The 25338-nt window shown below is 62.9% G+C and carries 24 protein-coding genes; 5 read left to right on the top strand and 19 right to left on the bottom strand.

The window, feature by feature from the left end:
- The first annotated feature begins 1 nt into the window (after position 1).
- Complete coding sequence (locus I6J72_RS00280) at positions 2-1501, top strand: serine/threonine-protein kinase (protein ID WP_204099522.1); 1500 nt, start codon at positions 2-4, stop codon at positions 1499-1501.
- Between the two features lie 96 nt (positions 1502-1597).
- A complete protein-coding gene (locus I6J72_RS00275; RefSeq protein ID WP_204099521.1) occupies positions 1598-2791 on the top strand; it encodes a serine/threonine protein kinase in 1194 nt (397 codons plus the stop codon).
- A gap of 8 nt (positions 2792-2799) precedes the next feature.
- On the opposite strand, the gene I6J72_RS00270 is transcribed toward I6J72_RS00275, so the two are convergent.
- Entirely contained in the window at positions 2800-4200 is a 1401-nt protein-coding gene (locus tag I6J72_RS00270; RefSeq protein WP_204099520.1) for an MDR family MFS transporter, read from the bottom strand.
- 204 nt (positions 4201-4404) lie between these two features.
- Between I6J72_RS00270 and I6J72_RS00265 the strand changes: the two genes are divergently transcribed.
- Positions 4405-4746, top strand: a complete 342-nt coding sequence (locus tag I6J72_RS00265) for a hypothetical protein (RefSeq protein ID WP_070670556.1) — start codon at positions 4405-4407, stop codon at positions 4744-4746.
- 31 nt (positions 4747-4777) lie between these two features.
- On the opposite strand, the gene I6J72_RS00260 is transcribed toward I6J72_RS00265, so the two are convergent.
- Together I6J72_RS00260 and lysS are read right to left on the bottom strand one after the other, a co-directional pair.
- Entirely contained in the window at positions 4778-5713 is a 936-nt protein-coding gene (locus tag I6J72_RS00260; protein WP_204099519.1) for a hypothetical protein, read from the bottom strand.
- A gap of 116 nt (positions 5714-5829) precedes the next feature.
- The gene (gene lysS, locus I6J72_RS00255) at positions 5830-7404 is read right to left on the bottom strand and encodes a lysine--tRNA ligase (protein ID WP_204099518.1); all 1575 of its coding nucleotides are present in this window, start codon (positions 7402-7404) and stop codon (positions 5830-5832) included.
- Between the two features lie 169 nt (positions 7405-7573).
- Here lysS and I6J72_RS00250 point away from each other — a divergent pair, with 169 nt between their 5' ends.
- Entirely contained in the window at positions 7574-9673 is a 2100-nt protein-coding gene (locus I6J72_RS00250) for a PhoX family phosphatase (protein WP_204099517.1), read from the top strand.
- 59 nt (positions 9674-9732) lie between these two features.
- On the opposite strand, the gene I6J72_RS00245 is transcribed toward I6J72_RS00250, so the two are convergent.
- The 13 genes from I6J72_RS00245 to dacB are packed head-to-tail and all read right to left on the bottom strand — an operon-like array spanning position 9733 to position 21562.
- Positions 9733-10680 (bottom strand): 2-dehydropantoate 2-reductase, encoded by a 948-nt coding sequence (locus I6J72_RS00245; RefSeq protein ID WP_204099516.1) that lies wholly within the window; start codon positions 10678-10680, stop codon positions 9733-9735.
- Positions 10681-10719: 39 nt separating this feature from the next.
- A complete protein-coding gene (locus I6J72_RS00240) occupies positions 10720-11451 on the bottom strand; it encodes a pantoate--beta-alanine ligase (protein WP_204100381.1) in 732 nt (243 codons plus the stop codon).
- A gap of 23 nt (positions 11452-11474) precedes the next feature.
- Positions 11475-12152: a hypothetical protein gene (locus tag I6J72_RS00235; RefSeq protein WP_204099515.1), complete on the bottom strand. Its 678-nt coding sequence runs from the start codon at positions 12150-12152 to the stop codon at positions 11475-11477.
- Positions 12153-13433: a DUF6779 domain-containing protein gene (locus tag I6J72_RS00230; protein WP_204099514.1), complete on the bottom strand. Its 1281-nt coding sequence runs from the start codon at positions 13431-13433 to the stop codon at positions 12153-12155.
- A 5-nt stretch (positions 13434-13438) separates the two neighbouring features.
- Positions 13439-13912, bottom strand: a complete 474-nt coding sequence (locus tag I6J72_RS00225) for a DUF3180 domain-containing protein (protein ID WP_204099513.1) — start codon at positions 13910-13912, stop codon at positions 13439-13441.
- Positions 13912-14385: a 2-amino-4-hydroxy-6-hydroxymethyldihydropteridine diphosphokinase gene (gene folK, locus I6J72_RS00220; protein ID WP_204099512.1), complete on the bottom strand. Its 474-nt coding sequence runs from the start codon at positions 14383-14385 to the stop codon at positions 13912-13914. The genes I6J72_RS00225 and folK overlap by 1 nt, the downstream gene beginning before the upstream one ends.
- Positions 14385-14756 (bottom strand): dihydroneopterin aldolase, encoded by a 372-nt coding sequence (gene folB, locus I6J72_RS00215; RefSeq protein WP_070670532.1) that lies wholly within the window; start codon positions 14754-14756, stop codon positions 14385-14387. Before folB ends, folK begins: the two co-directional genes overlap by 1 nt.
- A gap of 3 nt (positions 14757-14759) precedes the next feature.
- Positions 14760-15689 (bottom strand): dihydropteroate synthase, encoded by a 930-nt coding sequence (folP, locus tag I6J72_RS00210; RefSeq protein WP_204099511.1) that lies wholly within the window; start codon positions 15687-15689, stop codon positions 14760-14762.
- Positions 15690-15694: 5 nt separating this feature from the next.
- Complete coding sequence (gene folE / locus I6J72_RS00205) at positions 15695-16285, bottom strand: GTP cyclohydrolase I FolE (protein WP_204099510.1); 591 nt, start codon at positions 16283-16285, stop codon at positions 15695-15697.
- Complete coding sequence (ftsH, locus tag I6J72_RS00200; protein WP_204099509.1) at positions 16275-18707, bottom strand: ATP-dependent zinc metalloprotease FtsH; 2433 nt, start codon at positions 18705-18707, stop codon at positions 16275-16277. Before ftsH ends, folE begins: the two co-directional genes overlap by 11 nt.
- 48 nt (positions 18708-18755) lie before the next feature.
- Positions 18756-19343 carry a hypoxanthine phosphoribosyltransferase gene (gene hpt, locus I6J72_RS00195; protein ID WP_204099508.1) on the bottom strand — a complete coding sequence of 196 codons (588 nt, stop codon included), beginning with the start codon at positions 19341-19343 and terminating at the stop codon, positions 18756-18758.
- Positions 19327-20286, bottom strand: coding sequence for a tRNA lysidine(34) synthetase TilS (gene tilS, locus I6J72_RS00190; RefSeq protein WP_204099507.1), 960 nt, complete (start codon positions 20284-20286; stop codon positions 19327-19329). Before tilS ends, hpt begins: the two co-directional genes overlap by 17 nt.
- Positions 20276-21562, bottom strand: coding sequence for a D-alanyl-D-alanine carboxypeptidase/D-alanyl-D-alanine-endopeptidase (dacB, locus tag I6J72_RS00185; RefSeq protein WP_204099506.1), 1287 nt, complete (start codon positions 21560-21562; stop codon positions 20276-20278). The genes tilS and dacB overlap by 11 nt, the downstream gene beginning before the upstream one ends.
- 69 nt (positions 21563-21631) lie before the next feature.
- On the opposite strand from dacB, the gene I6J72_RS00180 reads away from it, so the two are divergent.
- A complete protein-coding gene (locus tag I6J72_RS00180; RefSeq protein ID WP_039676644.1) occupies positions 21632-22105 on the top strand; it encodes an inorganic diphosphatase in 474 nt (157 codons plus the stop codon).
- Positions 22106-22257: 152 nt separating this feature from the next.
- On the opposite strand, the gene I6J72_RS00175 is transcribed toward I6J72_RS00180, so the two are convergent.
- From I6J72_RS00175 to I6J72_RS00165, 3 genes are read right to left on the bottom strand one after another with little or no spacing between them, the layout of a single operon-like run.
- Entirely contained in the window at positions 22258-23187 is a 930-nt protein-coding gene (locus I6J72_RS00175; RefSeq protein WP_204099505.1) for a S41 family peptidase, read from the bottom strand.
- On the bottom strand, positions 23184-24584 hold the full coding sequence (locus tag I6J72_RS00170; RefSeq protein ID WP_204099504.1) for an FtsX-like permease family protein: 1401 nt from the start codon (positions 24582-24584) through the stop codon (positions 23184-23186). Before I6J72_RS00170 ends, I6J72_RS00175 begins: the two co-directional genes overlap by 4 nt.
- A complete protein-coding gene (locus I6J72_RS00165) occupies positions 24581-25267 on the bottom strand; it encodes an ABC transporter ATP-binding protein (RefSeq protein ID WP_204099503.1) in 687 nt (228 codons plus the stop codon). Before I6J72_RS00165 ends, I6J72_RS00170 begins: the two co-directional genes overlap by 4 nt.
- Positions 25268-25338: the final 71 nt, after the last annotated feature.

The following is a 25338-nucleotide window of genomic DNA, read 5'->3' as shown; positions in this document are numbered from 1 at the left end:
AATGAACGCGCAGCCCACCGCCTCCGGCCTACCTTTGGATCTTGAGCCTGCGCTCAGTGCCAAAGGCTATTCGCAATTCCATCAGATCGGCGCCGGCGGCATGGGCACCATTGTTTTTGCCCGCAAGGAAAGCCTCGACCGCGAGGTGGCCATCAAGGTTATTGCCCAGCATGCGACTGGGGACGATGCGGAGGTCCGCCGCTTCATGGCGGAGATGCGCACGGTGGCAGCGCTGGATCACCCAGCTATCGTCCCCATCTACGACGGAGACATTACTCCAAGCGGCGTGCCGTATTTCGTCATGAAGTTCCTGCGTGGGCCCAGTTTGGAGGCGCGCATCAACCGCCGGATCTTGGAGAATTCCAAGTTCACGGTGGAGCAGACCGTGCATCTGCTGACGCCCATCGCGCAAGCTCTGGATTATTTGGCGGCGCTTCCCTCCCCGGTCATTCACCGCGATGTCAAACCCGCGAACATCATCGCGGATAGTGATGCGAGTGACGAAGGATGCACTGTCATGCTCGCGGATTTTGGCATCGCCATCAATGAGGACGCTACCCGAATGACTCGGGAGGGCCTGCGCGTTGGCACCGATGCATACATGGCCCCAGAGCTCTACCCCACCCAGTTAGCGCAGGCCCCGCCGCAGCCCACGGCGGCCAGTGATCGGTACTCGCTGGCGCTTATCGCGCTGGAGATGCTCACCTTGGTCAACTTACGTCGCGCTACGAGTCCGCAGCAGTGGGCGCACAGCCGCACCATCCCTGAGCTGACTCCACAGAACCTAGCGCTTGCCAACGGCCCCTCGGCTCCCGCCCTCAACGCCTTTTTCGCCACCGCGCTCCACCCGGATCCGCAGCTGCGCTTTGCCACTTCCACCGAGATGATGGAAGCACTGGCCGCTGCAGCGGACACGGAAGGCCCTGTCACGGCACCGCAACCTTCCTCGCGGGGCACAGCACCATCCACCACGCCCGCCAACGCCGTTCCCGCACGCGCAGCCACCTCAGCGGGCGAGAATGCCGCGACTGCCCCCTCGCGACGTCGCTTCGCCCTTCTCGCCGCAGTTCTGGCGGGCATACTTCTTGTGACTAGTGTTACCGGTGGCTTGGTTCTCGCTGGAACTGGCTGGGACGCCGAAGAGAAGGTCCTCGCCCAATCGTTCCCGCTGCTCTTCCCCGCACGCCCTGGCCGCGCGCCATGGAAGGACATGAACTGCCGCTCCGCGGAACCGGAGGCAGGCCAACGCGCCCGTATCATTTGCGAAAGCGATGACCTCACCTTCGTCGGCGCCGACTTTGGTACCGAGGACAACCGCGACGCGATCGTGCCGGCCACCGTCGAGGAGCTTAGTAGTGATGCCTGCACCATCACCTCCGCGGAAATCCCCGACCAGCCCGGCACATGGGGAATCTACCCCACCGGAGTATCCGCTCGTTTTGCCTTCGTACTCGCAGGTCCCAACGCCGACGAGGACCGCCTGAACCTACCCGTGTGCTAGCGCTGTGCTTGGTCCTAGCGTTGCCTCGTGGCACGACGTGTTGTCCCTTACACTGAAGGGCATTCCGAATCGACCACATAAGGATCCCCTCTCATCGTGACTACGCTTCCTGAATTCTTCACTTCCCAGCACCAGCTGCGCGAACTTGCCGTCCTCGACCAAGGTGCCGGTTCCACGTTGTTCCTGGTTGAGGACCCAGCTCAGAATCAGCTGCTCGTGGAGTTGTTTTCCGCCGAGCACCGCGGCGTGCTGCGAGAAGCTGGCGTAGCTGGGCAGCTTCAGCACAGCGCCATCGCCCCCATCGTGGGCACTGGCACGACAACAAGTGGTCAAGAGTTCTTTGTGCGCCGCTGCTTTCCGGGTGAACAGCTTTCGGACTACACCAGCTCCGGGGTCGGCGCGCGGCATCTCTCCCGCGAGGAAGCTCTGGCCACCTTTGCCCCGCTGGCCGACGCCGTGGATTTCCTGCTGCAGCGAGACCGCGCCGGTTATGCCCTGCGTGCGTTGAATCCGCGGCGCATCATCTTAACCAGCAATCGCTCGACGGCGTTCCTCGCCACGGTAGGCCCCGATGCGGCCTTTACCCCGTCCCGCGCCTCCGCGCAGGAGGTCATCGGGCGCCTCGCGCACCTATTGTCGGCTGCCTATCCGGCGTTCCGCGCAAATGCGGCCTACCCTTCCGCCGCAGCCGTCCTCGAGGCTCTGCGCGCCCAGGGTTCCTACCACCAGGCGCCCCAGACTGCGCCGCAGCCAGCAGTTCACCCAGCCCAGCAGCAGCCTTTCCAGCAGCCAGCGCAGCCTGAGCAGCCTAAGCAACCCAAGAAGAAGTCTTCCGCGAAACTCCTGCTAGGGCTCGGCACCGGTGCTGTGGCCCTGCTGCTCATCGCCGGTCTGCTGTGGTTCTTCATCGGCCGCGCCTCGTGGTCCGAGCAGGAGCAGGCGCTTGCCGACGCCCACCCGGGCCTCCTCAGCTCCCGCCCCGGCGACGAGGGCTTTGAGGGAGCGACGTGCGAATCCCGCGAGCCGGAGGAAGGCCAGGAAGCCAAAATCACGTGTACCGGTGATGGGGTGACGTACTCGGTGGCGAGTTATGGGGACGTCGAGAAGCGCGAAGCGGCCGGCCCAGCCCAAGGCGGACAGGAACTCTCCAACGGACAGTGCACGGTGCATAGCTACGATCTGTCCGATGCGGAGCCGCTATACTACATGGCCGCCGAAGACTCGGACAGTGCCGTACTGGTGTGGGGCGAGGACGCCGAAGAGACGCGCTTGCGCCTGCCACTGTGTTAGTCCCCCGGTTAGTCCACGCGCTTGAGCAGCGGTGCCAGCACCGCGATGACGATACCGGCAACGCCCGCAAAGAGGAAAGCCCAGTGCGTTCCCTGCGCCGTGGCGGCGGCAGCGCTCAAGCCTGCCTCAGTACCCGCACTTGTACCGCGGGTCAGGAAAACTACGAGGAAGGCCGTACCCATCGCGCCCGCCAACTGCTGGAATGTGTTCATGATGGCAGAACCGTGCGAGTAAAGCTTCTCCGGAAGCGAGGACAGCGCGGTAGTCATCAGCGGGGTCATCATGAGGCACATGCCCAAGGAGAACAGCACGTGCATGCCCACCACCATCCACAGCGCCGAGGACTCACCCAACGTGGCCATAAGCCACAGGCTCACCACCATAAACAGCGACCCTGGAATCATGAGCGGGCGCGGGCCCAAAGAGTCGAAGATGCGGCCCACAAAAGGTGAGAGGAAAGCCTGCAAAATACCGCCCGGCATGACTGCCAGGCCGGTGGCGAATGCCGTGGCGCCCAGGGTGGTCTGCAGGTAGATCGGCAAGACGGTCACCATGCCGAGCATGAGGCCGAAGGACACAAGCAGAATAATGACCGCCAGCGTGAAGTTGCGAACGTGGAATGGGCGCAAGTCCATCAGTGCGCGATCATCCAGGGCAAGGCGCCGCTGACGAAGGATGAAGACGATGAGCCCCACGGCTCCGATGACGCTCACGGCAAACTCTACCCACGCACCACCATTGAGCATCGTCTCAATCGACGACAGTCCGTAGACCAGCCCGCCAAAAGCAACGGCGGATAGGAGCACGGAGAGTCCGTCCAACGGCACGTCGCGGCTCTCGCCCACGTTACTCAAGCGCCACAGACCCGCCACCAAGATGAGTGCCATGAGGGGAACCATGGCCCAGAAAATGACATGCCAGGTATAGCGTTGAAGAATCGCGCCACCAACCGTCGGGCCCAAGGCAGGTGCCACCGAAATCACGACGGAAATAATCCCCATCACGGTTCCTCGGCGTTGCGGCGGGACCAGGGTCATGGCCACGGTCATGAGCGTCGGAATCATTAGTGCCGTGCCGCCCGCTTGGAGGACGCGACCGAAAAGAAGAATGACAAAACTCGGTGCTAGTGCTGCCACCACCGTGCCGATAAGGAACAATCCGGTGGACGCGAGGAAGATCTGGCGAGTGGTGAGCCTTTCGATGAGGAAACCTGTTGTCGGAATCACCACAGCCATGGTGAGCATAAAGCCGGTAAGCAGCCATTGCGCGCTGGTGGCAGGGATACCGAAGTCCGCCATGATCGCTGGCAACGCCACCGACAGCGACGTCTCATTGAGGATCATGACCATGGCCCCTAGCACGAGGATGCTGAGGTTGATAACGACCTTCGCAGGGATCTCAGCGGACATGCAGTCAGCAACACCTTTCCACAACCACACCGCCTCGCCACGGTGGCGGAGCGCAAAGGGAATAGAGTACTACTCGCTGTGCACGGGCGCCACACGGAGCACAGCTATTGTGGCCTGGGTGACACTCCCCAGACTTTCAGCGAGCAGGTCGGTTGAGATGGCAGGGTAAACACCAACCTGCCTGCTAGAGAAAGGGCCCAACGGATGCAGCGGGAGCTCCACCTCATCAGCCCTGCCGGGAAAAGCATCATCGTGCGTCCCGGGCAGCAGCTGGTGGCGGGCCGCGATGGTGACTTTCCCCTCGCCCCTGATGATGCCTCCATGCACCGCCACTTCCTCCGCTTTTGGCAGCAGGAAGATACGTGGATGGTGAGCAACGTGGGCAGTTTCCTCGCAGCCGAACTCTCCTCCCCACGCAGCCGCACCAACGGACCCATCCGGCTCGTTCCGCAGAGCACCGCGGCCATCCCGGAAGGGACCTCAATGCTGTGCTTTACGACGCCCAGCGGATCCTACGAACTCACCGTAACGCGCAGCCAGCCCTAATCATTGAATGTTTATCGCTTAGCCTTGGCGTTTAACCTTGCGCTGAAATGAGCGCGCGGGCATTTGAGTCGAGAACAACGACTTCACCAGCACCTTCGATGCTGCATCCCAGCCAGCGATATTCTGGCTGGTCCGGCCAGCCGGCATCAGCGTTGTAGGAGCAGCTGAAGTCATCCTCCATGAGGTAGCCGCGGTTGCCGCCCTCCATTGGCGCGAAGTCATAGTTCTTGTAGTAGTCAAGAACCTCCATCGCTCGCGCGCAATTCGTATCGTGTGTCTTGGCGTAGACGTACTCACCGTCGCCTAGGTCCCCGCAGATGGTGCCAGTAATGGCATGTCCTTCTGCATCTGGCTTCGGTGGGAAGGTATCCGAGTAGTACTGGCCTTGGTCCTTGACCGTGAAGTGGTGTCTATCAAGCTGTACCGTAAATTCGTCCTCACTCGCGGCCTCGAAGGTTACTCCGCCCATGGTGACGGTACTGCCAGCTTCCAGCATGGTGAGAGCAGCATTATCACCGCCCATCTTCACGTTGGGATAAAAACCTTTATCCGAGTCAAAGTTGACGGAATTGGACAGCCACGTTGGCATACCAGGCGCTGGATACAGGGGTGGATCAGCAAACATAACGGCACACCCAAGTAACCCTTTATCCTCAGTGACTGTACAGGCCACACGCTCATCTGGGCTGCTCACTCCGTACACGGTAGAGGTTGCGTGGCCAAGGTTAGTTGCAATGAATTCTTCTTTATCTTTCTTCTGCAGTCCAGAGTCGTCTTTTTCTTCCTGCTCGGTGGCCGTGGTCGCCGGGCTTTCGTTAGAGGACTCAGCGTTTTCGGAGGACGACGTTGCGGCGGCGGAGAGATGCTGGAACTCCGGCTCATCACTGGCGGTGTCATCGGTAGATGAACACGAGGAGGCAGCACAGGCGAGCAACGCGACGGAAAGGACAGGGAAAAGCTTCTTCATACCTTGCATCGTTCCACGAGTTGGCTGCTCGCCTGGGAAACAGAAGACACTTTTTTATAACAACGCCCGCGCAGCCGGGACGTTGGCATGCGCGGGCGGAGCGGAAGCGTGAGGAGTTAGGCTTCCGGCTTCACAATCGGGAAGAGAACGGTCTCACGGATACCCAGGCCGGTCAGGGCCATGAGCAGACGGTCAACGCCCATTCCGGTGCCGGCTGTCGGCGGCATACCGTGCTCCATGGCTGCCAGGAAGTCCTCATCCAATACCATGGCTTCCTCATCGCCGCCGGCGGCCAAGCGAGCCTGGTCCTCGAAGCGCTCACGCTGGATAACCGGGTCCACCAGCTCGGAGTAGCCGGTAGCAAGCTCGAATCCGCGGACGTAGAGGTCCCATTTCTCGGTAACGCCTGGCTTGGAGCGGTGCTGACGGGTCAGCGGGGAGGTTTCCACCGGGAAATTCTTCACAAAGATCGGACCTTCCAACTGGTCCTCACAAAGAACCTCCCAGATTTCCTCGACCAGCTTGCCGTGGCCCCAGCCGCCGTTCTTCGGCACATCAAGACCAATGACGTCAGCGATGCCCTTCAGCGTTTCCACGTCGGTGTCAATGGTGACCTCGGGCTGGCCCGGGAACTTGCGCTGCAGAGCCTCATTGAGGGAGGGGTACATCTCAATCTCCGGCCACTTGTCGCCGCCGAAGTCATACTCGGTGCCATCAGCCAAGGTCACGGTGGTGGAGCCAAAGACGGCGCGGGCCACGGCCTGGATGGACTCGCGAGTGGTACGTGCGCAGTCGTCGTAGTCGCCCCAAGCGGCGTAGGTTTCCAGCATGGCGAACTCTGGGGAGTGGGAGCGGTCGACGCCCTCATTACGGAAGTTGCGGTTGATCTCAAACACGCGGTCAATGCCGCCAACGACGGCCCTCTTCAGGAAGAGCTCCGGGGCGATGCGCAGGTAAAGGTCAATATCCAGCGCATTGGAGTGGGTTACGAAGGGGCGGGCAGCCGCACCGCCATGCAGGGTCTGGAGCATCGGGGTTTCGATCTCTACGAAGCCCTCATCCTCCAAGTAATTGCGCAGCGCACGCATGACCTTCACACGGGTCATGGCATTCTTACGAGCCTCCTCGCGCACAATGAGGTCATTGTAGCGCTGGCGAACGCGGGTCTCCTCATTCATGTCAGCGAAGGAGACCGGCAGCGGGCGCAGGGACTTAGCAGCCATGGTCCATGCGGAAGCCATGACGGACAGCTCCCCGCGGCGCGAAGCAATAACGCGGCCACGCACGGAGATGAAGTCACCCAAGTCGACGTCAGACTTCCAGGCCGCAAGGCGCTCTTCGCCGACCTCAGCCAGGGAGAGCATGGCCTGTACCTGGGTGCCGTCGCCATCCTGCAAGGTGGCGAAGCACAGCTTGCCTGTATTGCGCATAAAGATTAGGCGGCCAGCGATAGCGACCTCAGCGTCGGTCTCCTCGCCGGCGTTAAGGTAGGTAACTCCCTCATCACCACTAGGCTCTTCGCCTTCAGCCAGCACCTGGTACTTCTGGCGCAGATCCTTCATGGAGATCGTGCGCTCAACAGTCACCGGGTAAGGATCGGTGCCGGTTTCCAGCAGACGGGCGCGCTTCTCGCGGCGAATGCGCAGCTGCTCAGGGACGTCGTTAACTTCAGTATTCTTCTTCTCGCTCACGGTTGTCTAGGGTAGTCGATCCCTATGCGCGGGCGCGATCCCGATTCACAGAGTGTTCACCTCAAAGACATGAGAGATCAAGCGGCTGGTCACCTTAACAGGATTAACTCAGAGGGTCCGATACGACATCTCTGCGATTCTCAATTACTACGATCTCAGGAGCACTCCCATGGCACTTCACGGCCGCAACCTCTTGACTAACATGTTCACTTCTTCTCGTTCCTCCCTTACCTGCACCTACAAGTGCGGTAACGCCTGCTTCGGCGAATGCGAGAACACCTCTGATAACCCGTACTTCGGTGACCAGTTCTCCCGTCGTACCGCTCTGCGCGCCGGCGGCTTGGCTGTCGTCGCCGTCGGCGGCTCCTCCGCCCTGGCTGCGTGTGCCGCTCCGGGTGAGGAAGACTCTGCTGCTGGCAGCAGCGCCGCCGGCAAGACCTCCGAGGTCAAGGAATCGGAAATTGAGCTGACCTCCGCTGAGGGCATGCACTTCGAGAAGGTCGAGCCGAACACCAAGGATGAAGTTGTTATCCCGAAGGGCTATGAGCAGTCCGTTCTCATCGCCTGGGGCGACCCGGTCATCGAAGGCGCTCCGGAGTTCGACGTCAACAACCAGACCGCCGAGGCTGCTGAGAAGCAGTTCGGCTTCAACAATGACTTCGCTGGCCTCATCGAGCACCCGGATGACAAGAACCGCCTCATCTACATGTGCTCCCACGAGTACACCACCGAGCCGATGATGTTCCCGGACTACGATCCGGAGAACCCGACCGAAGAGCAGGTCAAGATTGGTTGGGCTGGCCACGGCCACACCATCCTCGAGGTCTCCAAGGTGGGCGACACCGGTGAGCTCAAGCGCGAATTCGGTCCGCTCAACCGCCGTATCACCGCCACCACCCCGTTCACCCTGGTTGGTCCGGCAAAGGGCTCTGACTTTGTCAAGACTTCTGCTGACCAGAAGGGCGAGAAGGTCCTCGGTACCCTCAACAACTGCTCCGGTGGCGTGACCCCGTGGAACACCATGCTGTCCGGCGAGGAGAACTTCGACCAGTACTTCGCTGGTGGCGACGTCAAGGATGAGAAGGCTGCCGAGTCTCTCAAGCGTTTCGGCATCAAAGAAGGCCCGTCCGATCGTAAGTGGGAGAAGTACGATGACCGCTTCGACGTCACCAAGGAGCCGAACGAGCCGAACCGCTTCGGCTGGCTCGTAGAAATCAACCCGCTCGATCCGGAATCCACCCCGGTTAAGCACACCGCAGTGGGCCGCTACAAGCACGAGGCCGGCAACATCCACATCACCAAGGACGGCACCGTGGTGTGCTACTCCGGTGATGACTCTCGCTTCGAGTACATCTACAAGTTCGTCTCCTCCAAGAAGTACAAGGAGGGCGACCTCAAGCACAACATGTCCATTCTGGACCACGGCACCCTCTACGTGGCCAAGATGGAAGGTAACTCCCCAGAGAAGGAAATCGACGGTTCCGGTGTCCTGCCGGAGGACGGCGCTTTTGACGGCTCCGGTGAGTGGGTCAAGCTGCTGACCTCTGACACCGAGAACAACAAGTTCGAGTCCCACGTTGATGGCATGTCCGCTGAGGAAGTTGCCATCTTCACCCGTGAGGCTGCCGACAAGGTCGGCGCTACCAAGATGGACCGCCCAGAGGACGTGGAGATCAGCCCGGCCAACGACAAGGTCTACGTTGCTCTGACCAACAACAAGTACCGCGGTGCTACCGGCGAAAACGCCAAGAAGAACCAGGAAGACCCGATGGAGTACGCTCCGGTCAAGGAAAACAAGAACGGCCTCGTCATGGAGATCGAGGACGACCACGCTGGTGAGAAGTTCACCTGGAACCTTCTGCTGGTCTGTGGTGACCCGAAGGAAGCCAACACCTACTTCGGTGGCTTCGACAAGGAGAAGGTCTCCCCGATTTCCTGCCCGGATAACCTGGCCTTCGATAACCACGGCAACCTGTGGATTTCCACCGACGGCAACGCCCTGGATTCCAACGACGGTCTGTACGCCGTGACCGTTGATGGTGAAACCCGCGGCGAGCTCAAGTGCTTCCTCACCGTCCCGGCTGGCGCTGAGACCTGTGGCCCGATTGTTGATGATGACCGCGTGATGGTCAACGTTCAGCACCCGGGTGAGGCCGATGACGCCACCTTCGAGAACGCTACCTCCCACTGGCCTGACGGTGGCAACTCCACCCCGCGTCCGGCCGTGGTTGTGGTCTGGAAGAAGGACGGCAAGATCGGTTCTAAGTAAAGAACCTCCTCGGTGAGTAGCTCACCCCGAGCTACTCACCACCACCTGTTGCGTTCGCCTTAGGACGAGCGCAGCTGGGCTTCGAGCACATCCTGCGCGAAGTCCCACAATGGGGTCTTGACCCCAGCCTTGGCGCCCATGCGTCGGATTGCTCCGACCTGGGCGTCAAGTTCGTTTGGTAGACCTTCTTTGATGTCACGCTGCATGGAGGACGTGTTGTCCGGGTGCTGCTGGCGGGCGAACTCCATGGTCTGTTCCACCACATTGTCGGGCAGGTCCACACCGAGTGCACGTCCAACGGCCTCGACTTCGCGCATAAAGGCCTCAAGCTGGCCGGGGATTTCCTGACAAAGGTAACCAATTGGTTTATCCACCAAGGCGCCTAAGGCACCTGTGGAGGTAACGAACATGGCTTTCGACCAGACGTCGACAAGCGCGGCGTCGTGAAACTTGCTGGAGGCACCCGCCTCCTTGAGCGCGACCATCAGCTCCCTGCCTGTGCGGCACAGGGACTCCGGGGCATCGGCACTCAGCGGACCGAAAGCCAGGGATAAGGGCCCCGGATTGCGCTTGATCCGAGCCGGCCCCAGGCGGGTGGCATAGACGCGAGCAACACCGGCAAGGATGTTTTCCTCCCCGAATTCCTCGGCCGCTAAGTATGGAATCTCTACCGAGTTGTGCGTGGTCACCACAGGGATCCCCTGCAGGACCTCGCGGTCCTCAGCGCTGCCAAAGGTCTCGTTTCCCGGCAGCACCTTCGACGCAATAATCGCCACGTCCAGCCCACCCAAGAGCTTCTTGACCTCAGCAAAGGATTGCGCAGCCGGGACCTTAATGACCTCGGTGGTGGTGGGCTCTGCGTGGGCGTCGATCAGCGTCACGCCCGTCTCCCCCAGCACCCGCAAGGTCCCACCACGAGCGACGAAGGCGACGTCGTGGCCCGCTGCTTTCAGTTTTCCGCCAAAATATCCGCCGATCGCGCCGGCTCCCAAAATGCCAATCTTCATGCCTCCAACCTAGCCGGTTGTAACGCATGCCACAGGCTTTTATCCACGCTGCTCCAGATTGCGGAAGCCAATGCCCAACGGCACGCCTGCGTTGTCGATGAGCCGCACGCCGCCGATGGTGGCCGCGATAAAGAGGCGGGCATCGCCCTCTGCGGGAGCCTCCCCAAGGTCGCGGCCGCGCAGCTCCACGTATTCCGGCTCGACGCCTGCGGCGGCCAACACTTCACGTGCCACGCGGACGACTTCCTCGGCCCCGGACTCCGCCGCGTACGCACCGGCGGTGAGTGCCGCTGACAAGGCGCCGGCTTGCTCGCGTGCTTCGGGTGCCACGTCAGCGTTGCGTAGGCTCATCACCACCCCATCCGGCATGCGCACCGAAGGCACGCCCTGCACACACGCCCCGATGTGAAGGTCCGTAAAAGCTTGTTGGGTAGCCACGAGCAGCTCGTAGTCCTTCTCCCCCATGAACACATCGCTGGGACCCAAAGCACAGGTAAGCGCCACAATGCGGGTCAACTCCGCGCTCACGTCTTCCATGCCGTGATCGGGCGCGAGGATCCGCGTGCGCTGGCTCTGCGTGCCATAGCGCCACACCACGTCGACGCCGTCGAGGGCGGTGATGTCAGCGTCGTCGTCAACGGCGACGACAACCACGCCTCCACGCACGCGCTGTGCTGCCTGCACGAGTGTCAGGTGCCCGGCGTGAATATCGCGGCCGAGTGGCACCAGCACTACGCGCTTGCCGGTCTTGCGGTAGGCACTGCCGACCATGCGGATGCGCTCGAAGTCCTCCACTAGGAGTTGCTCTGCCACGGCGCTTCCTTTCTTACTGCCCACAGTTCCAATTCTTCAATCTTCTCCTGCTCGCCCACCATCCGGGCAACATCGCGGTAGTTGCGCGCCATGCCGAGCTCCACCGCGGCGGGATAGGCCGCGATGATGTCATCGGCGTCGAGGTCGAAGGAGCTGCCCATAAAATCTTCGATAATCCCCGCCTTTATCGACGCCCACGCGGTGAGTGCAGCGAGCATTTCCGCGTAGAACAGCCGCGCGGCTCGCTCGGCACGTTGTGCCTCAGGCACCGTTTCTGCGGTCTGGTGAATCTCTGAAAGCAACAGACTAATGACGGTCTCCGCTACCTCATCGGGTGAGCTCACCGCGTAGGAGTCGCCCATTGGCGCTGCGGCAATCGTCACGCAGCCCTGCGTCTCCAGCTCATCGAGCGCTTCCACACCGGCCAACAACGAGGTGTGGATGACGATCTGTCTCGGGCGCACGTGCGGGGCCACATCCCCCACAGCCGCCTCCAGCTCCCTCGCCGTCGCGGCGAGAATCAGCGCATCGAAGCGGTCCAGCTGGGCGGGGTCCTCAAGCTTCTCAATGGTGTGGCCAGCCATCTCCAGACGGAGTGCGAAGTGAATGCCGGCTCGGGAATCACCCCACACCGCCACCCGCATGCGTGGTGCCTGCATCTACTTCTTGTCGTCCTTGTTCCGCTGTTCCTTCCCGCGCTTGCTGCGCGCCATGAGCTCAGCCACGGAGACCGCGCCCTCGCGCTTCTCATCACTGCGGCGGCGGCCGCGAGTGTCCTCTGCCCGCGCTGCCTGCTGCGCGCTGCCTGCCTCCGGCTTGCGGTGACGGTGGTGCGGCTGCGCGGAGCCAGCATCCTCCTTGACGTGCTGCGCACCTGCAGCACCCTGGTTCCACTGCACGGCTTGGAAGCTATCGGTCTTGAACTCCGGCTGCTGCTGCGCCGTCGTCTCAGTCGACGGACCATCTGCTGCGCGCTTAACCGATTGAGCAGACTGCGCAGGCTTCGGCGTCTGCGTGACGTGGTCCGCTTGCGCTGGCTTCGGCGTCTGTGCAGATCGCGTCGGTTGCGGCGTCTGCGTCGGCTGCGCGGGCTGGTCCTCTCGGCGCGGCTCGCCCATCGGGCGGAATGCCGGGGCCTGGCCCTGCGAGGAGCGCGGCTCGCCAAACGGTGCCGGTCGTGTTCCCTGCTCCTGCGAGCGCTGCGGCTGTTGCTGCGAGCGCTGCGGCTGTTGCTGACCAGTTGGCTGCTCCGCCGGCCGTACCTTCGGCGTACCAGTCGGCTTGGCCGCGGGCTTCTCCGCAATCAGGTTATCCAGCGGGTTGCTCACCGGATGCGTGGGCTGGGTGCCGAGGCGGCCCGCGACCGCGTCGGCAGTCGGGGCACCGCCAGACTTCTGGGTGAAGTTCACGGAGTTGGCATCGCCGCGCTCATCCACGCCGGCGCTGCCGGCCTTGCGCTCCAGCTCCTGGATGCGGCGAGCCTCCGCATATAGGGCTGCGGGTTCGTAGACCCATTCGCGGCCCGAGATCTCCTCAATCTGGGAGCGGATGGCTTCCAGCTCAGAACGGATCTCTGCGAGCACCTCGCTGTTGTCCGCTGTAGATGCGCCGGAGGCGGTCAGCGCAGACGCGGCATGGGCGCGCTCCACAGCAAGTAGCTCCTTGGCCTCTTGAGCCTGGCGGCGGTAGCGCACCACGAGGAAGAAGCCGAGAACCGCTGCCCATAGTGCGGCAAGCAGCGCAATCTTGAGCGCATTGACCGAGCCCCAAATGAGCATGACCAGGCTGGCAATCACGGCCAGAATGACCAAGATGATGAGACCGATAGAACCGGCGTCCGTCTTCGACTCGGACTGGGTCTCAGGCTCAACAGTCGGCGGCGTGGCCTGTGAAGGTGCCGGCTCGTGCGGGGACTCGGGGGCATTGTGCGGGCTCGTCATGACCACTAACTTACCGCTTGTGCCCCATCTGTTGGAGGTGGAACCTCGCAGTGTCGCTCCAAGACCACACCGGCTACGCTCATGGCCACACCACCCAGCGCGGAGGCGAGTACTCCCGCTAGGTCACCGGCGGCAGCCACGAGCTCACCGACGCGCGGCACGACGTACACGGCGATGCCGGCGTAGGCCCCGCCCACAATGGCGCCGGTCCATGCTGAGGCTTTGCCGACCAACAAGAATTGCGCAATGGTCATGGGGTTAAGCTGCGAGTTGTCCAAACCGATTCCGTGCTCATCTTCCTTAGCACTGCGCACCTTGAGGGTAAGGACGCCGCACACCACCGCCATGGCCCACAGGGAAATCGACACCGTTGCTGGGATAGCCAGCATCGAGCCATAAAAGCGGGTGGTGAGGATAGCAGCCGCGGCGGCTACAAACAGGGCCGTACCAACGAGCGCGCTAATCGACGTCCTCGTCATTACTCATTCACTTCCTTTACCGCCGCAACCTCCTCCTCGTCGAGGCCGGCGATGAGCTCGCGCACTGAGGTGCCGTTGAGCTCCGCGTCTGGGTCCGCGGCCAACCACGGCACGAGCACGAAGGCGCGCTGATCTGCATACGGGTGCGGAAGGATAAGTTCTGGGTCGTCGGAAGTCACGCCGTCTATCTGCACGATGTCCACGTCCAAAGTGCGCGGGCCCCAGTGCCGCACGCGGACACGCTCGGCAGCCTCCTCCAGCTTCTGCCCGCGACGCAGCAGCTCCAGCGGAGTGCAGTCCACGTCCACGATGAGCACCGCATTGAGGAAATCTCCCTGGTCTGTCACTCCCCACGGTGGGGTGGCATAGACCGGAGAGGCGGCGATGGTCTCATCGGCAAACTCGTCGAAGACGGTCTGGAGGAGCGCGCGGCGGTCTTCCATATTGGAGCCGATGGACAGGACTGCGCGCATTAGCCTGCCATCCGCTTCCGGGAGCGGCGGGCCACGACGGCCACGTCGGCGAAAGTGCGCGGGATAGGTGCCTTCGGCTTGTGGATGGTCACCTCGATGGCGTGAAGAATCTCGAAGCGCTCCATTGCAGTCTCGGCGACCTCCGCGGCCACTGTCTCGATGAGATCGCGGGACGGGCCTTCGACGATGCCCGCGGCGACGTCGGCAAGCTCGGCGTAATTCACTGTCCGCGACAGGTCGTCCTCGATGCCTGCAGTGTCTAACCAACAGGTGACATCCACGATGAAGGGCTGGCCGGTCTTCTTCTCCTCTTCGAAGACGCCGTGGTAGCCAAAGCACTCCAGGCCCGTGAGTTCGATGCGATCCGCCATGTTTTAGGCCCTTCCCAAAGACGTCGAGACCACCGTGCCACCATCGGCACCGTTGGCGTAACTTCCGGAGGCATGCGCGCCGCCCGTATACGCCGCGCCTGAATTCCAAGCGGCGGCAACATCCACGGCATCGCGCGAGACGTCCACTTCGTGCACGCGCACGCCCCACGCGCCCATCTGTGCGGAGATTGCCGTGACGGCCGCAGTGGCCGGATCCGCGAGCAGCGGGCTGGACTCGGCCCCGCGGTCCTCCCGAATAGCCGCGAGGAAGCGCTTGCGGGAGGCCCCCACGAGCAGTGGGAATTCGCCCTGGAGGAACTCCGGCAGGGCCTTGAGAAGCGCCCAGTTATCCTGCGGGGACTTGGCAAAGCCTAGGCCGGGGTCAACAACGATGTTGTCGTGGCTGACGCCGGCGGTGAGGGCGGCGTCAGCAAGCGCGGCGAGGGACTCGTGGACATCGCGCACTACATCGCCGCCGTGGTCCGCCACACCGGCCGCGCTGCCGAACTGAACGGTGCGCCAGTGCATCAGGCACACCGGAAGACCCGTGGCAGCCATGGTGCGATACATGTCCGGGTCGGCAGCGCCACCGGAAACGTCATTAATCATGTCCACGCCGGCTTCGGCCGCCGCTGCGGCTACCGACGCCCGCATCGTATCCACCGAGGTCTTAATCCCCTCCTCGTGCAGCGCCTTGATGACGGGCACGACGCGGCTCTCTTCCTCCTCGGCAGCCACGCGCACCGCACCGGGGCGGGTGGACTCGCCGCCGACGTCAATCATGTCCGCGCCCGCGTCCACGAGGTGGTGGGCGTGTGCAAGGGCATCATCTACCTTGATCCAGCGCCCTCCGTCGGAGAAAGAATCCTCCGTGACATTGAGAATTCCCATTACCAACGTGCGGCCGGGGACGGTGAGGTTGCTGACTGCCATAGGGGTTAGCTCCTAATCAGGCTCATGACCTCCGCACGGGAGGCCGCGTTCTTCTTAAAACCACCGCGCACCGCGGACGTCGTCGTCGTTGCCCCCGGCTTGCGGATGCCGCGCATGGCCATGCACAGGTGCTCGCATTCGATGACCACGATGACGGACTGGGCGTGGAGAACCTCCACCAGCGCATCGGCGATCTGGCTGGTCAGGCGTTCCTGCACCTGCGGACGCTTGGCGTACATATCCGCCAGGCGTGCCAGCTTGGACAAGCCGGTGACATGACCGTCAGGGCCCGGGATGTAGCCGATGTGCGCCGTGCCATAGAAGGGCACGAGGTGGTGCTCGCACGTGGAGTAAATGGGAATATCGCGCACGAGGACTAGCTCCTGGTGCTCCTCAGCGAAAGTCTTGTGGAGGACCTCCGTGGGGTCTTCGTGCAGCCCGGCGAAGACCTCCGCATAGGCACGAGCCACGCGCGCTGGGGTCTCACGCAGGCCCTCGCGTTCGGGGTCTTCGCCCACGGCGATGAGCAGCTCGCGCACGGCGGCTTCCGCGCGCTCGTGGTCGAATTCGCGCTGAGCTGGGATGTTATCGCTCATTGTCCTGGCCGTCCTTGTACGGGTTGTTGCGGTGTTCCTGCTCGCCCCAGCCGGGTGCACCCCAGCCGTGGTTTCCATGACCGTCATGACTGCTGTGGCTGTCATGACGGTCGTCGCTGTCATGGCTGTCCGGCTTGGCGTGACGTCCACGACGCTCCGCCTTGCGCTGCGGCTCCGGAGCATCCGTCACGCGCGGAATTTCCTGGGTCTCATCGTGGCTGAGGCCGCCCTGGGCGTTGCGCAGTTCCTGTTCCGGCACCTCCTGCTCGTGGCCGGTCGCATCGGTGACGGGTTTAGCTTCAGACTCACCGAAGAAAGTATTGCCCTGGTCAGGGTCCACCACGTCACCGGCATGCTGGCCAAAGCTGAAGCCGATTTCCTTCTCCGAAGCGGTGGGCTCAGACTGCCCCTTTTCCTGGGCGGCGAGGCGGCGCTCGCGGGCGGCCCGGGAGGCGTCGAGAAGCGTCATGCGCTTCGGCAGCTCCTCACCGCGCTCCTTGGCCAGTTCTACCGGGGTCTTCACCGGCTCGCGGCCGGCTTGGCGCGGGAAGCGATCGTCCTCATTCGGGAAGACGTCAAAGGCCTCGCGGGGCTCGATGCCCTCAAAGATGCCCTCGAGGTCTGGGCGGCGCAGGGTCTCCTTCTCCAGGAGCATCTCCGCCAGGGTGTCGAGGTAATCGCGGTGTTCAGACAGGATGTCATAAGCCTGCTGGTGCGCGCTGTTGAGGAGGTAGGCCATCTGCTCATCAATCTTGGCGGCAATGGCATCGGAGTAGTCGATGGTCCCGCCGCCACCCATCTGGCTGAAGGGATCGCCCTGCTCCTTGCCGTACTTGACGGTGCCTAGATCCGGCGAGAAGCCGTACTCAGTAAGCATGGACCGCGCAATCTTGGTGGCATGCTCAATATCGGAGGAAGCACCGGTGGTCGGTGCGCCGAAAACCAGCTCCTCAGCGGCACGGCCACCCATGGCGAAGACGAGGCGCGCGAAGAGCTCATCACGGGTGTACATGCCCTTGTCATCTTCCTGCGCGGTCATGGCGTGGCCGCCGGTACGGCCGCGGGCCAGGATGGTGACCTTGTAGACGCGCTCAATGTCCTTGAGCGCCCACGCGGCCAGCGTGTGGCCGCCCTCGTGGTAGGCGGTGACCTTCTTCTCATGCTCGGAAATGATCTTGCCCTGGCGGCGCGGGCCGCCGACGACGCGGTCGGTAGCCTCTTCCAGCGCATCATAGGTAATGACGTTGCCGCCGATGCGCGCAGTGAGCAGGGCGGCCTCGTTGAGCACATTGGCCAGGTCGGCGCCCGACATGCCGGCGGTGCGCTTCGCCAACTGGGCCACGTCCACTTCCTTGGCCAGCGGCTTGTCCTTGGCATGCACGCGCAGAATCTCTTCGCGACCAGCCAGGTCCGGGTTGGTCACCGGGATCTGACGATCGAAGCGGCCCGGGCGCAGCAGCGCCGGATCCAGGATGTCGGGACGGTTGGTCGCGGCGATGAGGATAACGCCCTCGCGGTCACCGAAGCCGTCCATCTCCACGAGGAGCTGGTTTAGGGTCTGCTCGCGCTCATCGTGGCCGCCGCCAGTACCGGAGCCACGCTGGCGCCCCACGGCGTCAATCTCATCGACGAAGATGATGCACGGGCTATTCTCCTTGGCCTGCTTGAACAGGTCGCGCACGCGGGAGGCACCGACGCCGACGAACATCTCCACGAAGTCGGAACCAGAAATGGAGTAGAACGGCACACCGGCCTCGCCCGCCACGGCACGGGCCAGCAAGGTCTTACCGGTGCCCGGCGGGCCGTAGAGGAGCACGCCGCGCGGAATCTTCGCGCCGAGGGCATGGTAGCGCTCCGGATCATCGAGGAAGTCCTTAATTTCCTGCAGCTCATCCACTGCCTCGTCCGCACCGGCCACATCCGCGAAGGTGTTGGTCGGCATATCCTTGGTCAGCTCCTTGGCCTTGGAGCCGCCAATGCCAAACATGCCGCCAGCGCCCTGCTGCATGCGCGACATCATCCAGAACAACAGCGCGAAGAGCAGCAGCATCGGCAACAGGAAGCTAATCATCGAGCCGATGAAGGAATCCTGCGTGACCTTCGTTTGGTACTTCTCAGCACCAGAGTCCTTAACTGCGTTAAAGACCTGCTCGGAGGCGCGCGCCGGGTACTTGGCAATGACCTCCTCGATGCCCTCCTGCTCTTCCACCGTCACCGGCTTCTTGAGCTTGAGGCGCACTTGCTGCTCACGGTCGTCGATCTGCGCTTCCTCGACGTTCTTGGAGGTCAGCTGCTCCATGGCCACCGAGGTGTCCACCTGCTTGAAGCTGCGGGCATCGTTGGTAAAGAACGTGAATGCGTACAGCAGGATGAGGACCAGGCCCGCGATGGAGCCGTAGCGGATGATGTTCTTGTTTTTCATTAACTACCTTGCACAATTGCGGCTTAAAGCGCCGGACAAGAATAAAGATTAATCGTTGCTATAGACCGCCGGATGCAGCGTGCCTACATAGGGCAGGTCACGGTAGTGCTCGGCAAAATCCAGGCCATACCCCACGACAAACTCGTTGGGGATATCGAAGCCTACATCGAACAGGTCAAGCTCTGCCTTGACCACCTCTGGCTTGCGCAGCAGGGTGACTACCTCCAGGGAGCGCGGCTGGCGGCCCTGCAGGTTACGGATGAGCCAGGACAAGGTCAGGCCGGAATCAATGATGTCCTCCACGATGACCACATCGCGGCCTTCAATGTCGCGGTCCAAGTCCTTAAGAATGCGCACCACGCCCGAGGAGGAAGCCGAATTGCCATATGAGGACACGGCCATGAATTCCAGCTGGGAAGGAATAGTCAGCTTGCGGGCAAAATCGGTGAGGAAGAACACCGCGCCTTTGAGCACACACACGAGGATGAGGTCGTCTTCTGCGTTGCGGTATTTCTCCGAGACGCGATCCGCCATCTCCTGGATGCGCTCCTGGAGGGCATCTTCAGCGACGAGGACGGCTTGGATGTCTGTGCCGTAGGGGTGGGCGGGGACGTCTGAATCATGATTGTCGTGCACGTGAGCGCTCCTTTGCTGACCGAGGCAATAGTGACAGTGTGCCACCAACCCTCAAGACTTCCAACCTTGTGCCCACCTTTTCGCCCCTCACCGCAACACCACCTTGACCGTGCCACTGTGTGCACAGCTTATCCACGCCACGAATAGCTTCCCGCGTGACCTCCACGCCCTGCTCGCGCAGCCAGGCGGCCAGGGCGCGGCGGCGCTTCGGTTCCGGGAGCGCGGCTAGCTCGGCGCAGTTGGGGGTGGGTGGGGTGAGGAGGGAGGCGTCGTCAAGCGCGGCGTCCTGGGCTGCCTGGGCCAGGGCCGGGATGGGGTCACCGCCCACGATGTCCGCCAGGCGCGGGAGGATGTCACGGCGCAGGGCCACACGGCGGAAGGCAGTATCCGCGTTGTGGGGATCGTGCCACACCTCGACGCCCAACTCCGCGCAGGCGGCCTCGGTCTGGGTACGGCGCACGCTCAGCAGCGGGCGCACCACGCGGGCGCCTTCCACCTCGGCGCGCTCGAGCATGCCAGAGATTTTCCCGCGCAAGGCGCCCAGCAGCAGTGTTTCGGCCTGGTCATCGGCGGTATGCGCCACGGCCACCTCACCCCAGGGCGCGAAGGCCCGGTACCGCGCGGTGCGGGCTTCGGCCTCCACAGAGCCCTGCTTGCCGACGTCCACCCGAATCACCTCCGCCCCCGCTCCCCACGCCCGAGCTTGGTCGGCTGCCCGGCGCGCCTGAGCGGCCGATCCCTCCTGCAAGCCATGATCGATACACAGGGCGGTGACGTCGTGTCCTTCGGCGACGAGCGCTGCCGTCAGCGCGAGGGAATCCGCGCCGCCGGACAGCCCCACCGCGATGGCGCGCGGCGTGTCCCCCACCACGGCGCGGGCGGCCACGCGGCAGGCCAGGAAGTTGGGGCTGTGCCGCGGCCAGAAGGGCTTCTTAGAAGTCATGGAGTGCGGTGGCCAGGGCGTCTTGGGCTTTACGGGCAGACATGACCTCGCCGTCATTGACCAGGAAAGCGAAGGCGTAGACCCGGCCGGACGTTCCCTGTGCGGTGCCGGCGAGAGCGGAGGTTTCGGTCAGGGTTCCGGTCTTGGCGCGAACGAAGCCGCGGGCCGGGGACTCCGGGTAGCGCTGGTAGAGGGTACCTTCGCCGCCGGCGAGCGGGAGGTAGCCCAGAAGCGGGCGGAGGTCCTCGCTGGCGACTGCTGTGTCCAAGATGTGGGCAAGTACACCGGCAGGGATGCGGTTATCGCGGGATAGGCCAGAACCGTCCTTGAGGGTGACACCGTTGACGTCGATGCCGTTGTTTGCCAAGACGTCGAGCGTTGCGTCCGCCGCTCCCTCGAAGCTGGCCTCGGCATTGTGATGGACGGCGAGTTCGCGGGCGATGGCTTCTGCCATGACGTTGTCGGAGTCCTTCACTGCCTGCTGGGCGCGCAGAGCCAGCGGCTCGGACTCGCTGCTGGCGATGACCGCTGCCCCGGCGGGGGCAGCGGCGATGTCGGCTTGGTCCGTGCCCAGGCGCTGAGCGAGGGCGCGGGCAACGTCGAGCGCCGGCTCATGGGAGCGCGGGACATCGCCCGTCTTCTCCCCCAGGCGGCCGCCATAAAGCATGGCCGGCTGAATAGGCGCGACGAAGCCGCCGTCAATGTTGTCATCATCCCAGCCAGGGGCTTGGTCGGGGCCTTGCCAGACCGACGTGTCGATGGCTACGCGCGTGACGGTGCTCACACTATCCTTAACTTGTTCCGCCAGCTCATCAAGGCGCTCATCCGTCAGCCAGACGTCGCCCGCGGCTTTGATGACTACCTCGCCGTCCTGTGCCCCTCGGACGACCTCGGTGGTGAGGCGTTCCTCCTCATCGAGAGCAAACGTGGCTGCGGCGGCGGTGAGAACCTTCGTGGCTGAGGCCGGTGTCAGCGGCTTGGCTGGCTCGCGCTCCCACAGCACCTCGTGCGTCGTGGTATCGATGACCTGCGCACCAAATGTTCCGAGTGCCTTGTCTTTGCCCAGTTCATCCAGCCGAGCCTTGAGCGCTGCGGCGTCGATTTCGCCGGGCTCAACGGGTTGGACTAAGGCTGCGGGCGCGGCCTGTGTATACGGCTCGCCGTGGTCCAGATGATCGTAGGTGCGCTGGATCTTTACACCCAACGCGGCCGTCGCCGCCACGGCTCCCGCAGTGACGAGGGCCGCAGTACTCCACCAGACATGCTTCGCTTTCATCGCCCTTTAGAGTAGCGCGGTAGACTAAGCGGAGCACATGCCAACCTAGTAACAATGGAGGAATCAGCTGTGAGCGTTGAAGTAACCATCGAGATCCCGAAGGGCTCCCGCAACAAATACGAGGTGGACCACGAGTCCGGCAAGGTTTACCTGGACCGCTACCTGTTCACCCCGATGGCTTACCCGGCCGACTACGGCTTCATCGACCACACCCTCGGCGAGGACGGCGACCCGCTCGACGCACTCGTCATCCTCCCGGAGCCGGTCTTCCCGGGCGTTGTCGTGGAAGCTCGCATCCTCGGTGTGTTCAAGATGACCGATGAGGCCGGCGGCGACGACAAGCTGCTCGCTGTCATCGATGACCCGCGCTGGGAGCGCTACCAGGACATCAACGATGTGGAGCAGCACATCAAGGATGAGATCGAGCACTTCTTCGTCCATTACAAGGACCTGGAGCCGAACAAGGAAGTTACCGGCTCCGGCTGGGGCGACAAGGCTGAAGCGGAGAAGATCCTCGAAGAGGCTAAGGCCCGCTTCAAGTAAGCCTTTGAGGTCCCCTTCCCCCGGCTGCTTCTACTTTCTTTCGCCGATTCACTGTCGTTCACGGTAAATAGTGGCGAAAAATTGCGAATTTTGGGGCACTATTTACCGTGAACGTCAAAGGCACACGTGACCGAAGAAGCTGCGGTGGGAAGCTAGCCGCAGCGGGAAGCGAGCCAAGAGTCGAGCTCGGATTCTGGGGCATCGGGAGCGATGGGGTCTTCGGCGAATTCCTCACCGGTGCGCGCCTTGTCCTTGGCCGTGGTGAGCATGAGGGAGCGGCCGTCCGGGTAGTCAATGACCATGTTGGCGGAGGCGTAGCCGGCCGTCGGTTCGCCGAAGGTGCGCACGTTGTCCAGACCGCGGAAGGCTAGGAGGGTGGCTTCGGCGGAGGAGGCGGTGACACCGTCGGTTAGCACGGCGACGGGAATGTTCAGCTTGCCACCGGACGTGGTGGTGGGGGTGCCACCGCCGGTGACAGAGTTGCCGTCAATGACAACGTCCGTGGTCCCCATGCGGCTGACAAAGGAGAGCGCGGTGCCGTCCGGCAGCAGCGGGCTGAGCCCTGCGTACATGGGCCCCATGTCACCACCGTCATTGCCGCGTAGATCGACCACTGCGGCACAGGCCTCTGGGTGGGCGGTCAACCCCGTTGCCAAGGTGTCCGCGTATGCCTGGCCGTCATCGTGGCGGCCGATGGACGGGACGGTGGCGCGCAGGACGCCGTCTTCAAACTCAACCGAGGGATCGGTGTTGTCGGTGGCCTTTTCCTTCTCGGTACTAAAGACCTTGGAATGCTTACCGCCGGCGGCGTCGATGGCGGCATCGAGGAGATCCGGGTTCGTGGGGTCCTCTTTGAAGGCCTCGCGAGCGCTCTGGAATTCCTCGCTCTCACCGTAGATTCCAGAGATGGCAGCGGTATCCACCATCGCGGTGTTAATCCGCTTTTCGCTGGCATTGAAGAGGAATACGGGTTTTCCCAACAGCGCCCCGCCATAGGAAGGGCCGAAGAAATACACGGCCGCCAGCACCACGATGAGGGCGACTATAAAGAGTCCGCCGAAGATTTTCAGTACCGTTTTCATTCTTTTCGCCCTCCGGTTCGCAGCACGTAGCCGCGCAAAGGTTCAGCCAGGACAACGGCGAGGAGCGTGACGAGCCAGCCCACCGCTAGGAAACCGAAGGCCATGAGCAGGCGGCTGAGAACATCAACGTTGCTCTGATCGACGCTGGAGAAAAACATCAGCGAGGCGATCCCACCACCGAAGAGGAAGCCGAAGAGGCTCAAGGCCACAACGGGGCCCATCACCACAAGAGCGCCGGAGCAAAACTGGAAGCCGCGCGGCACACCCATGAGATCCAGGGAGCGAATGAGCTCCTTGTCCTCGAAGATTCCGGAGACCTGGCCCAAGATGATGGACATGGTGGTCAGCGTGAATCCGAAGATGAGGGTTAGCAAAACACCGGTGGAGATGTCCTTGAACACCACGTTCATTCCAGGGTCTTCCTTCAAAACCATGGCCAAGGCATCGGAGCCCAAAGGTGCTGCGACGAGGAAACCCGCCAAGTAGCCGAAGAAGCCGATGGCCGCACTTCGTTTCCATGCCGGGCGCGCATTGCCCGCCACGCGCTGGCAGGCCACGAAGTGCGCGGTACCGGGAAAGAGGGACATGACGTGCGCACCGAGCTGCAGGATGAAGGGCGCGATGAGGTTGATGCTCATCAGCATGCCGAACATGACCACGATGACCATAGCGGTGGGCGGGCCCGCCTTCCCGGAGAGAAACACGCCACCAACTGCGACGAGGATGAGGAAAGCGATGACGCGCCACCACCGGTAGGCAGCAGGCATCTGACGCTTGGCCACCCCCAGCGGACTCACACGCACGCGCTGCATGCCGACGAGTGCCGCACCGATGGCCAACAGAAAGAGCACACCCGCCACGGCGAGGTAGCCCCACCAGGGAAGGAGAAGCTCGGACAGGGCAATAGAGCGCATCTGGAAGTCCAGCTGGGTAAAGACAGGCGCGATGAGCAAGCTGATAAGCCCGCCCAGCACGATGCCGATGAGGGCTTGCAGTCCGGTTTCCACAATGGCCATGCGCTCCACCTGGCGGGAACTCAGCCCCAGCAGGCGCAGGGTAGCCAGACGGTGCTCCCTGCCGGAGGCGCCGAGGACGGCTGCCTGCGCGGTGAGGTTAAACAGCGCCGGAAGAATAAACGCGCAGGCCATCAGAGCCAGGGCGAACCACGGATAAAGGAAACCCTCCATCTCGTTGCCGAAGGCCTCCTTGCGCGCGGGCACGGCCTCCTCGACGTGTTGGGCACGCTCCCAGAACATCCACGTACCGCCCGCGACGAGGAAAGCAATGGCGGAACCAATGGTCAGGCTCACAATAGCCAGAACCGAGACGATTCCCGTTCCGGAGCGCGCGCGTATCGATTCGCGTTGCAGGTCAAAGACTAAAGTCGCGGTGTTCATCGAACCACCCCAAGGCGGCGGTCATCGTGGATGATGCCATCGCGAATCTCCACGCGGCGCTGCATCCAGTCGGCCACCTTCGGGTCGTGCGTGACCATGACCAGGCTGGCACCCGACTGGCGCACGATGGTGGTGAGCATCTGCATCACCTCGTGGCCCGTGGACTGATCCAGCGCACCGGTGGGCTCGTCGGCGAAGACGATGCCCGGATTCGCCACCAGCGCACGCGCAATGGTCACGCGCTGCGCCTGGCCACCGGAGACCTGCGCCGGGCGACGATCCGCCAAACCGCCAAGACCCAGTTGGTCCAGCAGCTCCATCGCGCGCTTGCGGGCAGCCCCGCGCGATACTCCGTTGAGCATCGCGGGCAACGCCACGTTGTCGACGTTGCTCAACTCCGGCAGTAGCTGACCGTCTTGGAAGACGAAGCCGAAGTTGCGCAGGCGGAGGCGGGAGCGGGGGCCGTCGCCAAGCGCGGAGAGCTCCTCATCCCCGTAGCGCACACTGCCATGCGTAGGGGTGAGCACGCCGGACATGCAGTGCAGCAGCGTGGATTTGCCGGAGCCAGACGGCCCCATGACGGCCACGAGCTCGCCCGGCGCGATGTCGAGGGAGATTCCAGCGAGCACCGGGCCGCCGCCGAAATCCTTGGTGATGTCTGTCAGGGAAAGTGTCTGTGTCATGTCTTTCATTCCACCGTCTCGGGCTCGCTTTAAGAACAGCCCTAGCGTTGCTCTTTACGGTAGTGCCAGCA

It is taken from the genome of Corynebacterium sp. FDAARGOS 1242 (genome assembly GCF_016889985.1).
Taxonomy (GTDB): domain Bacteria; phylum Actinomycetota; class Actinomycetes; order Mycobacteriales; family Mycobacteriaceae; genus Corynebacterium; species Corynebacterium minutissimum_B.
Note: the sequence above shows the minus strand (reverse complement) of the source record. Positions and strands in the feature narration are given on the sequence as shown.

Excerpts from the sequence above, each read along its gene's own strand:
- I6J72_RS00280 (WP_204099522.1), top strand. The coding sequence starts at position 2 with ATGAACGCGCAGCCCACCGCCTCCGGCCTACCTTTGGATCTTGAGCCT.
- I6J72_RS00270 (WP_204099520.1), bottom strand. The coding sequence starts at position 4,200 with ATGTCCGCTGAGATCCCTGCGAAGGTCGTTATCAACCTCAGCATCCTC.
- I6J72_RS00265 (WP_070670556.1), top strand. The coding sequence starts at position 4,405 with ATGCAGCGGGAGCTCCACCTCATCAGCCCTGCCGGGAAAAGCATCATC.
- I6J72_RS00260 (WP_204099519.1), bottom strand. The coding sequence starts at position 5,713 with ATGAAGAAGCTTTTCCCTGTCCTTTCCGTCGCGTTGCTCGCCTGTGCT.
- I6J72_RS00250 (WP_204099517.1), top strand. The coding sequence starts at position 7,574 with ATGGCACTTCACGGCCGCAACCTCTTGACTAACATGTTCACTTCTTCT.
- I6J72_RS00245 (WP_204099516.1), bottom strand. The coding sequence starts at position 10,680 with ATGAAGATTGGCATTTTGGGAGCCGGCGCGATCGGCGGATATTTTGGC.
- I6J72_RS00240 (WP_204100381.1), bottom strand. The coding sequence starts at position 11,451 with ATGGTCGGCAGTGCCTACCGCAAGACCGGCAAGCGCGTAGTGCTGGTG.
- I6J72_RS00235 (WP_204099515.1), bottom strand. The coding sequence starts at position 12,152 with ATGCAGGCACCACGCATGCGGGTGGCGGTGTGGGGTGATTCCCGAGCC.
- I6J72_RS00230 (WP_204099514.1), bottom strand. The coding sequence starts at position 13,433 with ATGACGAGCCCGCACAATGCCCCCGAGTCCCCGCACGAGCCGGCACCT.
- I6J72_RS00225 (WP_204099513.1), bottom strand. The coding sequence starts at position 13,912 with ATGACGAGGACGTCGATTAGCGCGCTCGTTGGTACGGCCCTGTTTGTA.
- folK (WP_204099512.1), bottom strand. The coding sequence starts at position 14,385 with ATGCGCGCAGTCCTGTCCATCGGCTCCAATATGGAAGACCGCCGCGCG.
- folB (WP_070670532.1), bottom strand. The coding sequence starts at position 14,756 with ATGGCGGATCGCATCGAACTCACGGGCCTGGAGTGCTTTGGCTACCAC.
- folP (WP_204099511.1), bottom strand. The coding sequence starts at position 15,689 with ATGGCAGTCAGCAACCTCACCGTCCCCGGCCGCACGTTGGTAATGGGA.
- folE (WP_204099510.1), bottom strand. The coding sequence starts at position 16,285 with ATGAGCGATAACATCCCAGCTCAGCGCGAATTCGACCACGAGCGCGCG.
- ftsH (WP_204099509.1), bottom strand. The coding sequence starts at position 18,707 with ATGAAAAACAAGAACATCATCCGCTACGGCTCCATCGCGGGCCTGGTC.
- tilS (WP_204099507.1), bottom strand. The coding sequence starts at position 20,286 with ATGACTTCTAAGAAGCCCTTCTGGCCGCGGCACAGCCCCAACTTCCTG.
- dacB (WP_204099506.1), bottom strand. The coding sequence starts at position 21,562 with ATGAAAGCGAAGCATGTCTGGTGGAGTACTGCGGCCCTCGTCACTGCG.
- I6J72_RS00175 (WP_204099505.1), bottom strand. The coding sequence starts at position 23,187 with ATGAAAACGGTACTGAAAATCTTCGGCGGACTCTTTATAGTCGCCCTC.
- I6J72_RS00170 (WP_204099504.1), bottom strand. The coding sequence starts at position 24,584 with ATGAACACCGCGACTTTAGTCTTTGACCTGCAACGCGAATCGATACGC.
- I6J72_RS00165 (WP_204099503.1), bottom strand. The coding sequence starts at position 25,267 with ATGACACAGACACTTTCCCTGACAGACATCACCAAGGATTTCGGCGGC.